General features: G+C 37.0%; 16 protein-coding genes. All 16 read right to left on the bottom strand.

What is annotated here, in order from left to right:
• Positions 1-44: 44 nt before the first annotated feature.
• The 16 genes from lhaT to hepT all read right to left on the bottom strand — a co-directional run bounded on the left by lhaT (position 45) and on the right by hepT (position 14,479).
• A complete protein-coding gene (lhaT, locus tag HF990_RS01085) occupies positions 45-644 on the bottom strand; it encodes a lipoprotein heptaprenylglyceryl N-acetyltransferase LhaT (protein ID WP_096550826.1) in 600 nt (199 codons plus the stop codon).
• 160 nt (positions 645-804) lie between these two features.
• Positions 805-1,599, bottom strand: coding sequence for a menaquinol-cytochrome c reductase cytochrome b/c subunit (locus HF990_RS01080; protein ID WP_168411769.1), 795 nt, complete (start codon positions 1,597-1,599; stop codon positions 805-807).
• A 39-nt stretch (positions 1,600-1,638) separates the two neighbouring features.
• Positions 1,639-2,313: a menaquinol-cytochrome c reductase cytochrome b subunit gene (qcrB, locus tag HF990_RS01075; protein ID WP_016836972.1), complete on the bottom strand. Its 675-nt coding sequence runs from the start codon at positions 2,311-2,313 to the stop codon at positions 1,639-1,641.
• 22 nt (positions 2,314-2,335) lie between these two features.
• Positions 2,336-2,833, bottom strand: a complete 498-nt coding sequence (locus HF990_RS01070; protein ID WP_016836971.1) for a QcrA and Rieske domain-containing protein — start codon at positions 2,831-2,833, stop codon at positions 2,336-2,338.
• A 151-nt stretch (positions 2,834-2,984) separates the two neighbouring features.
• A complete protein-coding gene (locus HF990_RS01065) occupies positions 2,985-3,434 on the bottom strand; it encodes a YpiF family protein (protein WP_016836970.1) in 450 nt (149 codons plus the stop codon).
• Between the two features lie 123 nt (positions 3,435-3,557).
• Positions 3,558-4,115 (bottom strand): ReoY family proteolytic degradation factor, encoded by a 558-nt coding sequence (locus tag HF990_RS01060; protein WP_016836969.1) that lies wholly within the window; start codon positions 4,113-4,115, stop codon positions 3,558-3,560.
• A gap of 13 nt (positions 4,116-4,128) precedes the next feature.
• Entirely contained in the window at positions 4,129-5,385 is a 1,257-nt protein-coding gene (locus tag HF990_RS01055) for a tetratricopeptide repeat protein (RefSeq protein ID WP_016836968.1), read from the bottom strand.
• Positions 5,386-5,487: 102 nt separating this feature from the next.
• Complete coding sequence (gene aroA, locus HF990_RS01050; RefSeq protein WP_050988820.1) at positions 5,488-6,798, bottom strand: 3-phosphoshikimate 1-carboxyvinyltransferase; 1,311 nt, start codon at positions 6,796-6,798, stop codon at positions 5,488-5,490.
• A gap of 5 nt (positions 6,799-6,803) precedes the next feature.
• Complete coding sequence (locus HF990_RS01045; protein ID WP_016836966.1) at positions 6,804-7,901, bottom strand: prephenate dehydrogenase; 1,098 nt, start codon at positions 7,899-7,901, stop codon at positions 6,804-6,806.
• Complete coding sequence (gene hisC / locus HF990_RS01040) at positions 7,898-8,998, bottom strand: histidinol-phosphate transaminase (protein WP_168411768.1); 1,101 nt, start codon at positions 8,996-8,998, stop codon at positions 7,898-7,900. The genes HF990_RS01045 and hisC overlap by 4 nt, the downstream gene beginning before the upstream one ends.
• 15 nt (positions 8,999-9,013) lie before the next feature.
• Positions 9,014-9,385 (bottom strand): chorismate mutase, encoded by a 372-nt coding sequence (gene aroH, locus HF990_RS01035; RefSeq protein ID WP_016836963.1) that lies wholly within the window; start codon positions 9,383-9,385, stop codon positions 9,014-9,016.
• Entirely contained in the window at positions 9,382-10,473 is a 1,092-nt protein-coding gene (aroB, locus tag HF990_RS01030; RefSeq protein ID WP_016836961.1) for a 3-dehydroquinate synthase, read from the bottom strand. Before aroB ends, aroH begins: the two co-directional genes overlap by 4 nt.
• A 2-nt stretch (positions 10,474-10,475) precedes the next feature.
• The gene (gene aroC, locus HF990_RS01025; RefSeq protein WP_016836960.1) at positions 10,476-11,657 is read right to left on the bottom strand and encodes a chorismate synthase; all 1,182 of its coding nucleotides are present in this window, start codon (positions 11,655-11,657) and stop codon (positions 10,476-10,478) included.
• 164 nt (positions 11,658-11,821) lie between these two features.
• Complete coding sequence (locus HF990_RS01020) at positions 11,822-12,592, bottom strand: CheR family methyltransferase (protein ID WP_016836959.1); 771 nt, start codon at positions 12,590-12,592, stop codon at positions 11,822-11,824.
• Positions 12,593-12,980: 388 nt separating this feature from the next.
• On the bottom strand, positions 12,981-13,397 hold the full coding sequence (ndk, locus tag HF990_RS01015) for a nucleoside-diphosphate kinase (protein WP_016836958.1): 417 nt from the start codon (positions 13,395-13,397) through the stop codon (positions 12,981-12,983).
• Between the two features lie 107 nt (positions 13,398-13,504).
• Positions 13,505-14,479: a heptaprenyl diphosphate synthase component II gene (gene hepT / locus HF990_RS01010; protein WP_016836957.1), complete on the bottom strand. Its 975-nt coding sequence runs from the start codon at positions 14,477-14,479 to the stop codon at positions 13,505-13,507.
• Positions 14,480-14,484 lie beyond the last annotated feature (5 nt).

Raw genomic sequence — 14,484 nt, 5'->3', positions numbered from 1 at the left:
TCCCCTTTCCTACTGTTCATCTTACTTTTTATTCTAATTATTTATTAAATTATATGCAAATAATTACGCTTCTTTAAAGAATAATAGGAAATAGCTATGCAGGCAATTGATAACCAAAATGTGAAATATCCAATATGGTTGGCATATTTGTATAAACTGCTGTACGTTGGCATTTGTCCATATACATAATCGATGACATCATTATGCAAAGTCCAGATAGCAGCAATGGCAATATGAATGTTTGTAAAGCGGTATTTCTGCATATATAGAATTCCTTCAACTGCCATCATACCATGAGAAATAATCAACATCCATCCTGCAAGCCCAATTGAACCTATCTCCATCAATGTTAGTATATTCATCACTACTGCCCATATACCGTATTTCACTAACGTTATTAATGCAAGAGCTTCGATTAATTTAAAGTTCGTGCCCAATAACCAGCCTATAATAGCTAAACAGAAAAATAAGCTCGCAGTAGGGCTATCCGGTACAAAAATGAGAAATTGTGGTGCCGTTCTTGAAAGTTGAGGAATATACCAAATATATCCGTAGATGGTACCTAAGAAATTAACAATGAATAACAAAGTTAAAAAGGTGCGATGTTGTAACACGTACGTAAACTGCGGCAATAAGGTTTTCATTGTGTTTCTCCTTTTTGAAAAAATAGGCATATATGGTTATTATTTTTCATAAGTAATAATACCAAATATGACAGCAGATTGTGAATTATTTCCGAATTTTATATACATACGCCATAAAGAAAAAAGGAGCTAGCATAATAACTAACTCCCTTCAAAAACATTATTCTTCTTTTAATGACGCAATAAATTCTGCTAATGTTTTTAATTCTTCATCCGTACCAGAGAATTGTCCACCAGGCATTGCACCACGACCATTTCGAATTACTTCTTCAACTTCTTCAGCTGTTAGTTCATTACCTAATAACATAGGGTTTGAACCAACACCTGTTAAATCACCGCCGTGACAAGCAACACAAGTTTGTTGAGATTGGAAGATTTGATAGCCTTCAGAATTCTCATCAATTTCAATATCTGGTACTAGTCCTAAATCTTTTGGTGTAATTTGACCTTGAGCTTTTGAAGCTTCCCAGTCATGGTTTACAACAGACTCCCATGTTAAATAGAACATTGAAGCTACTACCAATAACATAATTGCAGTTGGAATTGGTCGTTTTGATGGACGACGCTCAGGACCTTTATCTAACCAAGGCATTAATAATAATGCTGCAACAGCAAGTCCTGGCATAACAATTGCACCGATAACGTTATAGTCACCAGAAGCAAATGAATATTTTAATAATTGATATAAGAATAAGAAATACCAGTCTGGTAATGGAATATAACCTGTATCAGTTGGATCAGCTGGACGCTCTAATGGTGATGGGTGAGCGACTGTTAAAATCAAATAACCGATAAGGAAAACAGAACCAACCATCCATTCTTTTAATAAGAAGTCTGGCCAGAAGGCTTCTGTTTTACCTGGATATTCGGAATAATCTTTCGGCTTATTCGGCATTCGGTTTGAGGCCTTAACGCGAGAGTCGCCGACGAATTTCATTCCTTTTCCGCGATGCATGTTGTCCCCTCCTTTTGAATAACAACTCTATAAATTAAATCATAGTGGTCCTGAAATACCTTGACGACGAATCATAATAAAGTGAACTGCAAGCAACGCAAATAAAGCTGCTGGCAAGAAGAATACGTGAATAGCGAAGAAACGAGTTAATGTTTGAGCACCGATGATTGTAGCATCACCAGCAAGTAAGATTTTGATTAGTTCACCAATAAATGGTACAGAACCCGCAATTTCAAGACCTACTTTTGTAGCAAACAACGCTTTCATGTCCCAAGGTAGTAGGTATCCTGTGAATCCAAGACCTAACATAACACAGAAGATTAATACCCCTACAATCCAGTTTAATTCACGAGGTTTCTTATAAGAACCTGTGAAGAATACACGAAGCGTATGTAAGAACATCATTACGATAACTAATGAAGCTCCCCAGTGGTGCATACCGCGCACAATCTCACCAAATGCTACTTCGTTTTGCAAGTAGTATACTGATTTCCATGCATTCTCTACGTCTGGTACATAATACATTGTTAAGAACATACCAGATAAAATTTGAATAACCGTAATGAAGAATGTAAGTCCTCCGAAACAGTAGACGAATGCAGAGAAGTGATGTGCAGGGTTTACGTGCTCTGGCACTTCATGGTCGGCAATATCACGCCAAATTGGGGTGATATCTAAACGTTCATCGACCCAATCATATAATTTATTTAGCACTTGTGTTGTACCCCCTAACTAATTAAACTAATGTGTTTGGTATTTTCTTCCCAAGCATTAAATAACCATCTTTTTCAGATACTTCATACTCATCTAACGGACCTGTTGGTGGTGTACCTGGAATGTTTTTACCATTCTTTTCATAACGTCCACCATGACAAGCACAGAAGTATTCATTTGGGCGGTCACCTTCCCAGTTAACCGTACAACCTAAGTGTTTACAAACAGGTGAAAGAGCTACGATTCGATCTCCTTCTTTGTAAACCCAAGCCATTTCCGAAACTTCAGACTTATACCAAGCGTCTACTTGTTCATAAGTAAAGTCAACTCGTACGGGAACATCAGTTAAGTCAGCAATTTTTTGGCTAGTTAGTATAAAATCGCCTTCAGCTTTAACTTGTAAAGCTGGATCAATTGCAAAGCGTAACATTGGCATTAGCATACCTGCCGCCATAAATCCACCAACACCAGTTAAAGTGTAGTTAAGAAATTGACGTCTTGAAACCTTTTTGTTAACCATCCTTTTCCCCCCTCTAACTTAAGGTCAGTCCAACAGACATAATAATAATAGTATAAACTAGGACATATCTATGATATATCAATAAAATAGGCAGGTCAATATTGCAATATCTCGTATTTATTTAGAATGTGAACAATTATTGAAATAATTTCTACTGTTGAGTCCACTTAGATGTCAGAACTGGGATTACTTGTTTTAATTGTTCTTCTAAAATTCGTTTCTTCACATCTTTGTCCATCGATTCAATTGGTATTGCAGGCAACCAAATAACATCCACTTCTTTTTGAAGGTTTGTCCAATAATGATCGCAAGTGATAAAGATGACGTGTTTAAATCCTCCTTCTTGTATATTTTTTTTCAAGATTGGGACAACCTGCTCGCTTCTTGTGCTTTCTGTATAAGAAAATGGAGGAATTAACATTAAGCGGCCTTTAAATTGCTGTTCAATAAAGGATGTAAGCGACATTAAAAACTCTACATCCGAGCTGCTTTTTACCATCTTGTCCTCAGCAAAATCTAAATAAACTAGTGGAACGATTGCAGTATCAATAAATTCTTTGTTCTGTTGATATTGTTGTACATCTTTTACTTGAAAATACATTTTTATTTCCTCCAAATAATCATTTTTTCATCAATCATAAATCATTATACCCCACTCTATTAGAAAAAGATGATGAAAATAAAAAATCCAGTCGAAAAGAGCGTCTCTTTCGACTGAATTTCGCTAGTGATGTTTCGAAGTTTCTTTTAATGCTTGTAATAGATTCGAAAGTTCTAAAAACTTTTCTTTATCTCCTTGGTCAAGCGCTTCATCTATTTCTTTTAATAATTTCTCTTCTTGGAACGTTAGCATGCTCGTATTCAGTATTTCTTCTGCAATTAACCGGTCTTTTTCATTAATATGCAAGTATTTTGGCATATACGGATTTTCTTCCAATACTGCCAAATACAATTGGTTAGGTGGCACATTCGGAAAGTTTAGCTGAATGTACATATCTTCATTTGGATAAAGTCTTAAATCATGAAAGGATTTTTCAGCATCACTTGTCATAATGTTGCCTTTGTAAAATCTGAACGGCACACCATTTGAATCAACACTCGACATTACAATCGCTCTCGGACAATAATGAGCTTCTTCTACAAAATGAATATTTTCAAGCAACTGATCATTACTAAGCAAATAATTTAATATCCATACACATTCTCGTCGCTTCAATTGGAAATTTTTTAAAAACCAGCGCACAAAATTCTTTTTGTCTACAATTGGTACGGAAGAAGTCATGAGTGTCCCTCCCCTATTCTAGACTCTCAAGCAAATCTAACCACTGTACTTCTGCAGGTTGTAACTCAATTAATCGTTGTACTACTTCTTTCGCTTCATCTCGTTTACCATCTTCAATAAGGAAATAACAATAGTTTTCTAGAAAAGATGTATCATCCTTTAATTCATTATATGCTGCTTTATAAATTTCGTATGCTCGTGTGTACTCTTCATTTTTTGCATAAGCATCCGCAATGAAAGGATATAGCGAAATCCACTCAAACTGTTCCTTTTGTAAATTTTCATACAGCTCAATGATTTCATCATAGCGTTCCATTTGATGGTAAATAGACATTAGTACAAGGATTGCTTCCATATATTCAGGGTCTAGAGCAATAGCTTTTTGCAAATGCTCAATGGATTCTTCGGGAAGGTTATTTTTTAATGCAATTTTACCTGCAAATAAATAGAAGGATTTTTCATATTCATCTCGTTTAATTCCTTCTTTTATTATACTATATGCTTTTTTATTATCCTCTAACATGGCATAACTTTGGGCAAGTAATAGATAACTGCTAAAGTAATCTGGATCTAGTTCTTTTAAATCTTCTAATTGCCTGATAGCCGTTTCATATTTTTCGCATTGGAAAGCGCTATAAGCACTGCCGTATAACAAATCAGCAGTTACTTTCTCTTCCAATGCTTCCATGTAATAATCAAGGGCCGTTTCATATCCCCCGCCTGCACGGTATACTTCAGCAAGCCTTTCTGCCAGTAATACACCCGCAATGGTTTTTTCTTGTTTATGCAAGTCTTCGTAAATTCGTGCAGCTTCTGTAAAACGTCCAATTTCAAATAATAACTCCGCTTTTGCAAAATGAATTAGCGGTTCATCGGGAAGTATTTCCAACGCTTCGTTGATCCGTTGTTCCGCCACTTCATACAACCCTTGCATTTGATAGTAATCAGCAAGAATTAGCAAGCATTGGGGATACTCTGGTGCGCTCTCTTCAATGCTAGTTAAAATATTGAGCGCTTCTTCTTCCTCACCAAGCTCAATTAACACCGAAGCGTAGTCGATTGCAATTTGTGCTTCATCAGGAAAGATGAAACGTAAATGTTCCAGCACTCGTTTTGCATGCTGTATATACCCATATTGCAAAAACAAATCGCTAATTTCATATTGAACTTCTGGTGTTTCGTTAAGAAAAAATGTCTCTAGTAGGGCATCAATGCGTTCTATTTCTCCTTCTTCAATTGCTTCGATTAAGTCCTTTGTGATGTTATTCAATTTGCTCACCTTTACTTTCTTTATCTATTAATATGCTACAAAACTAATTTTCAATAGACAAGAAAAAAGGTTCATCACTAATAGATGAACCTTTTTTATCAATTATTTTAATAGTAAATCAAGATGCTCAAAAAATGTTGGATAGGAAACGGCAATACAATCTGCATCATCAATTTCAATTGGCGAGTCGGTAATTAATGAGGCAATTGCTGCCATCATCCCGATTCGATGGTCGCCGTATGTGCTTAATTTCGCTCCTTTTAAACTTGTTGGACCATTGATAATCATGCCATCATCCGTGGCTGTAATATCTGCGCCAAGTTTCTTCAACTCTGTTACGACTGCTGTGATGCGATCTGTTTCCTTCACTTTTAATTCTTCTGCATCGCGAATAATTGTCGTTCCTTCCGCTTGAGTAGCTAGTAGCGCAATTATTGGAATTTCATCGATAAGACGCGGAATAATATCCCCTTCTATCGTTGTCCTTTTTAAATTGGACGTCCTAATCGTAATCGTTGCTGTTGGTTCTGCTGCATCGGATAACTCTTGATCAACCGTTACATTTGCTCCCATTTGCTGCATGACTTCAATAATGCCAGCCCTTGTAGGATTAATGCCGACATTTTTCAGAACGATTTCACTATTTGGAACAATCGCACCAGCTACTAAGAAAAAGGCCGCAGATGAAATGTCGCCCGGCACATCTACATGCGTTCCATGAAGTCGTTGACCGCCTTCTAAGGATATAACGCCATCCTTTACGTCAATCTTTGCACCAAATTGTTGTAGCATGCGTTCTGTATGATCCCGAGAAATCTCTTTTTCCCTTACAATCGTAGTACCTTCTGCTCTAAGTCCAGCTAACAATATCGCAGACTTCACTTGAGCGCTGGCAACAGGCATCGTATAATCAATAGCTTTTAATGCTGTTCCTTGAATGGCAATTGGCGTATATTGTCCATTTTCACGTCCATTGATTTTTGCTCCCATTTGTTTCAATGGATTCGTGACGCGACCCATAGGACGCTTTCCAATAGAGGCATCACCAGTCATCACACTATGAAAGTTTGTCCCTGCAAGGATGCCCAACATTAATCTTGTTGTCGTACCTGAGTTGCCTGTATATAATACTTCTTTCGGTTCTTGCCAACCGTCCATTCCTGGACTATTAATTTCAACATTTGTACCATCCACTTGAATATCAACACCGAGTTTTCGGAAACAATCAATCGTGCTTAGACAATCTTCACCGGGAAGAAAACCTGTAACAGTTGTTTTTCCTTCCGCAATAGCTCCAAACATTACCGCACGATGTGAAATTGATTTATCACCCGGTACGGTTATAATACCTTCTAACCGTGGTTTATTATAAACTAATACTCTTGAAGTCAATTTTATTACCCCTTTCCACATACGAGTTAAGAAACGTGCATTTCAAAGTTCGTATGTGAACGAATGCATTTCATTGCTTTTTCTCGATCTTTTTCATTTTGGAAACTAATCACCAAAATACCAAATATGTCTTCTCTCGTTTCGACTACTCGGATATTTGTAATACTGATATTTTCGTCTGCTAGGTAGCCAGTAATTTCGGAAATTACACCAGGGTAGTCTGGAATATCTACGTATAAATCGTATGTAGTATAGAATGCCCCTGTTGAAATTGGCAATGCATCACGAACATCTTTCGCTTTTCTAAAATACTCTTCAACAGATTCATCATCATTTTCCAGTAATATTTTCTTTACTCGTTGCATTTCATCAATCCAAGCATCCATTTGCCCGATGAGCTCTTCTCGATTTTGCAATGTAATGTCTCTCCAAATCATCGGGTTCGATGATGCAATTCGAGTAATATCGCGAAAACCACCTGCGGCAAGCATACTTGTCATTGGAAATCTTTTATTTTCCTCATTTAACTGGTGAACAAGGGAAGCAGCTACGATGTGAGGAAAGTGGCTGACTACCGCCGTCATATGATCATGTTCTTCCGCATTGATTTTCACTAATTTTGCTAACGTATATTTTAACAACTGTTCTAGAGCGATAAGATTATTTCCATCTTCATCGTCAAAAGGAGTTAAAATATAGTACGCATTTTCAAAAAGGTAGGGTTTTGCAGCCGTGATGCCGCTTTTATGGGAACCAGCCATTGGATGTCCGCCAATAAATGTAATTCCTTTTTCTCTTAGCTCTTCAGCTTTCTTCATAATTAACCCTTTTGTACTTCCTGTGTCGGTAATAATAACATGTTGCTTTAACGACCAGTGCTTCAATTCATCCATCCATTGTAGCGTTGCGTTTACCGGTGTTCCAAAAATGATAAAGTCCGCATTTTTAGCCGCTTCCTCTACATCCTCCACCACTTCATGTACAATATTTAAAGTTTCTGCAAGATTTCTCGTTTTTCCAGAAAGATCATAGCCAACTACTTTTGTTTTGGGAGCTTTTTGTAGAGCTAATGCCAAAGAGCCCCCAATTAAGCCTAATCCTATGATTAACACATTACGGGTCATGCCAATACTCCTTGCTCCTTTAATACCTCTTCAAGAAGTGATAAAAACTTTCGGTTTTGTTCTTCTGTACCGATAGAAACTCGAATGAATCCAGGTGTACCTAAGGCATTCCCACTTCGAATAATAAATCCGCGTTTCATCATTTCTTGGAAGATCACATCACTGTCTGCTTTTACTTCAAATAAAATAAAGTTTGTTTGTGATGGGTAATATTTAAGTCCATGTTTGTTACAAAATTCAACATATTGCTGTTTACCTTTTTCCGTTTGTTCCACTGTTTCTTGAATAAATGGTTGATCTTCCAATGCAACAATCGCTACTTTTTGACTTAATACCGTGTTGTTGAAAGGTGCACGCACTGGGTCTAATGTGGCAATTAATTTCGATTGACCGATTGCATATCCGATTCGGAAGGCAGCTAATCCGTATGCCTTAGAGAATGTACGCATGATTAATACATTCGGATATTCCTCTACGTAATGCAACGTATCTTTATAAGCAGGATCTGTTATATATTCAAAATAAGCTTCATCTAATACGATTAGTACATCACTTGGTACTTTCTCTATAAAGGAGCTTAATTCCTCATCCGATACAATAGTTCCTGTTGGGTTATTTGGATTACATACCCATACAATTGACGTGTTTTCATCAATTGCTTCTAACATTTTTTCTAAATCATGCTTACCATCTTTCAATGGCACTTTTCGAACTTCTGCTCCTTCAACTTCTGCATTATGACTGTATTGAGAGAAAGATGGATCTGCCATGACTGTATTAACACCGGGATAAAGAAGTGCCCGCGTAATGATTGCGATTATATCATCTGAACCGTTTCCAAATAGCAATTGTGATTCATCTACACCAAGATGTTGACTCACTGCTGTACGAAGTTCTTGCGCATAACCATCCGGATAAATGGCAAAATTCATTCCATTATTTACAATAAAATCTTTCACTTTAGGAGAGCAGCCAAAAGGATTTTCATTTGAAGCAAGCTTAACAACTTCCTTTAAACCAAATTCTTTTTGTACTTCCTCAATGGGTTTACCTGGTTGGTAAGCTTTCATACCGTAAATTTGTTTTTTAAATTTCATGATTGACGCTCCTTTTTATCGATTTTCATTGACTAAATCTGGTCTTAGTTTCACCGCATCATTTAAATAAACGTGGCGTATTTCTTTTTGAGGTACCGATGTATTCACATGCATTAACACTCGAATACATAAAGGCAAAGATCCAGGAACATCCATTTCGTGGGTACACATCGTTGGTACATATTTCCACCCATCAATTGAACGCACGGCCTTTGCTGGGAATGCGGCGTTAATATCCGGTGTTGTCGTGACAATCACCGAAGCAATATCTTCTGGAACGATATTGTTAACTCTCGCCATTTCTAACACTAATCTTTCCGTCTCACTATAAATCGCATCGGGCGTATTCGATTCTATCGTTATCGCTCCACGTATGCCGCGAATCATTTACATACCTCCTCTAGCAGATAGCGAAGCTCTCTATCTACTTCTCTACATTCCGATTCCCCAATTTCTCTTACGAATGGTTGGCCGATTTCCTGTAATAAAACAAATTTTAATTTGCCATATTCAATCTTTTTATCTTTCATTAAATATTCATATAATTCTACAAAAGAGAATCTCTTTACTTCTTCGAATGGATAGTCGTTTCGATATGCAAACTTTAGAAAATCAATCGTAAATTCTCTAGAAATTTGACCGTATCGTTCGCTCAAGAGAAGTGCATACACCATCCCGATCATGACCGCTTCTCCATGGGCAAGGCCGCCATAACCAGCTGCTGCTTCAATAGCATGACCATATGTATGCCCCAAATTTAAATATTTTCGGACAGATTGTTCAGTTTCATCTTGCCCTACGATTTTCGCCTTTACTTCGATGCCTGATTTCAAGTGGTTTGCTAAAGCTGTTTTGTCAATTTTCGTAATTGATGGAGTTTGCATCAATTGTTTTAACCATTTTTCATCTGAAATCAGCGCGTGTTTAATTACTTCAGCCATTCCTGAACGAATCTCTTTTGTTGGTAAACTATCTAAAAAGTTGATATCATAAATGACCGCTTCCGGTTGATAAAATGCTCCAACTAAGTTTTTGCCTAGCGGGTGGTTAATTGCCGTTTTTCCTCCAACGGCTGAATCGTGAGCTAAAATGGTCGTTGGAATTTGAATGTATGGGATTCCACGCATGAATGTTGCTGCTACAAACCCAGTCAAATCACCAACTGCTCCTCCACCAAAGGCAAATAAAAAGGATTTGCGCGAGCAATGTTTTTCAATTAAAAAAGTGTGGGCATCTTCGAAATTTTGAAAACTTTTACAAGCTTCCCCACCTGGCATCACAAACACTTCGAAAGGATAAGGGAAGTTTTCTTTAAAATATTGTTGTTGTGCTTGCCAAACATTCTCATCGGTAAAAACGACGAGTTTATCTGCTTTTTCAATTTTCTCTTTTAATGAATCGCAAGCGGTACGTAATATACCGCTTCCGATGAACACTTCGTAGGAATGGCTTTGGGTATTTACTGGGATTCGCATCATTAAAACTCCTTCGCCAATTTACGTGCTTCTTCAATTTGTGCTTTTAATTGTGGTAATTGATCGCTATGGAACTGTTCGACAATCGCCTTGGCAATTTCCCAAGCGATGACGCATTCAGCTACAACAGATGCAGCTGGTACTGCACAAGCATCGGAACGCTCCACACTTGCTTTAAATGGTTCTTTCGTTTCGATATCAACACTTTCAAGAGGTTTGTAAAGTGTAGGAATTGGTTTCATTACACCGCGAACAATGATTGGCATTCCTGTAGACATGCCACCTTCAAGGCCACCTAAACGATTTGTACGACGATGATAGCCTTGTTTATCATCCCAAACAATTTCATCATGAACTTCAGAGCCTCTACGACGAGCCATTTCAAAGCCGATACCAAACTCAACCCCTTTAAATGCATTGATGGATAACATCGCTTGCGCCAATTTACCATCTAATTTACGGTCATAATGAACGTAAGATCCTACTCCCGGCGGCATACCTTCCACAATGACTTCGACAACACCACCGATGGAATCTCCTGCTTTTTTCGCCTCATCAATTGCTTCTACCATTTTCGCAGAAGCTTCTGGGTCCACTGAATAGCAAGGATCATTTTCAACAATTTGGCGAATTTCATCTGCTGATTTGCCTGCAACTTTTGATGTATCTGCTTTAATGCCGTAAATTTCAGTAACATGTCCTACGATGGAAATACCTAATTCTTTTAAAAGAGCTTTTGCAACGGAACCAACAGCCACTCGCACAGTCGTTTCTCTAGCGCTCGAACGCTCTAACACATTTCGCAAGTCACGATGACCATATTTAATTCCGCCGACTAAATCAGCATGTCCAGGTCGAGGTCGGGAAATTTGACGCTTAATTTCTGAAGGATCTACATCTTCTGGGAGAGGTTCAATTCCCATAATTTTTGTCCAATGTTTCCAGTCATCATTTTTTACCACTAATGCAACAGGTGAACCTAATGTTTTTCCGTGACGAACTCCTCCAACTATTTCAACAGTATCTTTTTCAATTTGCATACGGCGTCCGCGACCGTGACCACCTTGTCGTCGTTTTAAATCGTAATTAATTTGTTCTGCAGTTATCGGTAAAAGGGACGGCAACCCTTCAATAATTGTCGTTAATTGTGGACCGTGGGATTCCCCAGCAGTTAAATATCTCATCAAACACTTTCTCCCTTCAACTCGTTAAAGTATGTATTTTTTAATATAACATAAAGCTAGTAAAAAAACATTGTGAATAAATAATTTTAATATAATATAGAATTTAACGAAAATATAATACGCTTTTCGCACAAGTCGAAAAGCGCCCAATCCTTTTTTCAATCTCATATTTTTCGGTAAAAAAACGTATCTTCCACTTCAAAACCATAACGAGCAGGATTGAATATTTGCTCAGTAGATCCTACAAACAAAATGCCACCTGGTCGTAAAGAATTGCTAAATTCTTTATAAATATGATCCTTTGCCTCTTCAGTGAAATAAATCATAACATTGCGACAAACGATTAAATCAAAGTTTTTCTCATATGGGTCACTTAATAAATTGTGCTTTTTAAATGTTACAGTATTTTTAATTTCATCTTTTACACGATAAAACTGCCCTTCTTCAATAAAATATTTTGCTTTTATAGCCGGAGGAACTTCTGCTAAGGAACGATCAGGATAAATGCCTAGCTTTGCTTTTTGAAGACAGTTTTCATCTATATCAGTAGCTAATACTTTTATGTAAGATAATGGTACATGGTTAGAGAGCACCATGGAAATTGTGTACGGTTCCTCGCCTGTTGAACAGGCAGCACTCCAAATTTTCAAACGGTTATTTTTTTCAAGCAGTTTTGGAAAAATTTTATGTTGAAGTACTTCCCACCGTTTCCCATTACGATAAAATTCTGAAACATTAATCGTCATTCGATCTAGGAATTCATTCAATAAATCTCGATCTTTTTCAACCCCGTGCAAAAAATCAACAAAATCTTTAAAGCCTTTTTTTTCATAAAGGGATGTTAAACGGCGTTTCATTTGTGCTTCTTTATATAGCGATAAATCAATACCTGTTAATTTTTTTATACCATTAATAAACAGTTCGTAGTCTGTCATAGTTATCGATCCCCTCTAATGACGTACACTTATTATATACAAAATTTTTCTTTTCTGAAATATGTAAAAGTTCAAAAAGTAAATTTCTAAAGCAGTATTAAATTTGTTCGTAGTTAGTATTTTTCTACTTTCGAATTTCACTACAGGCGAATGCTTTCCGCATGTTCGTCCTTAAAGGTTATTCCTTGCCTTTGCATTGTATCGATACTCGTGTTATTCCCTTTGCTTGTGTAAAAAAGAAGTCACAGTCTTATGCTTATTATATTCATATTATCAAAATTTACGGTTTCTGCAAAAATTTTCTATTGGCTAACCTTTTGCAATACCATATTAATAAAAAAACTATCCCAACAGCACAATTGCTGTGGGATAGCAAATTTACAGTGTATTAAACGATTTCATTGTTGAACCATAAATTGATTTCACGTTCAGCAGATGCTGGTGAATCGGAACCATGGATAACGTTTTCAGAAATTGTTACCGCATAATCGCCGCGAATTGTACCTGGTTGTGCTTCTTCAGGTTTTGTAGCGCCCATCATCACACGAGCTAACTTAATAATATTTTCTCCTTCCCAAACCATTGCAAATACTGGTCCAGAAGTGATGAAATCTACCAATTCACCAAAGAATGGTTTATCCTTATGCTCTTCATAGTGTTTTTCAGCTAATTCACGTGGAACATTCATTAACTTTGCTCCGCGCATTACAAATCCACGACGCTCAAAACGGTCAATAATGTCTCCTACTACTTGGCGTTTTACACCATCAGGTTTTACCATAAGAAATGTTCTTTCAATTGCCATAAGTTAAACAACTCCTTAAATCTCAATTAAGCTTTATTACCTACCGCTAAATGTTACCAAAATCAAGCTCAAGCTTCAACTATCAATATTAGAAATAGATATATTTTTTAAAACTTACGTTTACCGATAAACAATGCAATATCTCTTAGTTTTTTCTTTGTTGGATGTTCTGGTAATTGCTCTACTTCTTTCATTGCTTTCGCTAAATATTGATCGCTTACTTTCAAGGCTTCTTGAATTGAATCAGAATTGCGTACAATTTGAAGCATTTCTAACCGTTCCTCTTCTGTCACAATTCCTTTTGAAGCCCGCTCAATAAATTGGATAATTTTGGGATGATCTTTCATGAGCAATATAGGCAAAGTAATGTTTCCCTGCAATAAATCACTGCCTGCAGGTTTTCCAAGTTGTTTATCCGTTGATACGAAATCCAACACGTCATCCACGATTTGATAACTCATACCCACATAATAACCGAATCTCTTTAACCGCATTGTAACAGCAGGATCAACATTTGCTACTACTGCTCCCACTTCACAACTGGATTCAATAAGAAGTGCCGTTTTTCTTTTTATTCGACGGAAATAATCTTTTAAGTTTTGATTTAGTCGAAACTTATCTTCAATTTGAATGACTTCACCATTACAAATTTCAACCATCGTTCTTGCTAAAATTTGATGCGCCTTCGGATCTTTAATTTGGGATACATATTGAATTGCTCTACCGAAAATAAAATTACCAGTATGCATTGCAACTCGATTGTTCCATTGAGAACGAACGGTAGGACGCCCTCTTCTCATATCGGAATGATCGATTACATCATCGTGGACAAGGGAACCCATATGAATTAATTCGAGAGGTACAGCAGCATATTTCATTCTGTCGATATTATAATGACCAAATTTTGCACTCATTAAAACAAAAAGTGGGCGAATTCTTTTTCCGCCCGCACGTAAAAGGTGGAGAGAGGCATCATTTAATACATGCGACGTTGAATAAAGTGCTTTTTCTAATTCATTTTCGATGATTTCTATATCCGGTTTTAAATCGGAATAGATCATTTTTAACTTCATCTTTTCCACTCGCG

The organism is Ureibacillus thermosphaericus, assembly GCF_012396605.1.
GTDB classification, from domain to species: Bacteria; Bacillota; Bacilli; order Bacillales_A; family Planococcaceae; genus Ureibacillus; species Ureibacillus thermosphaericus.
This window is presented reverse-complemented; position numbering and strand designations above follow the sequence as displayed.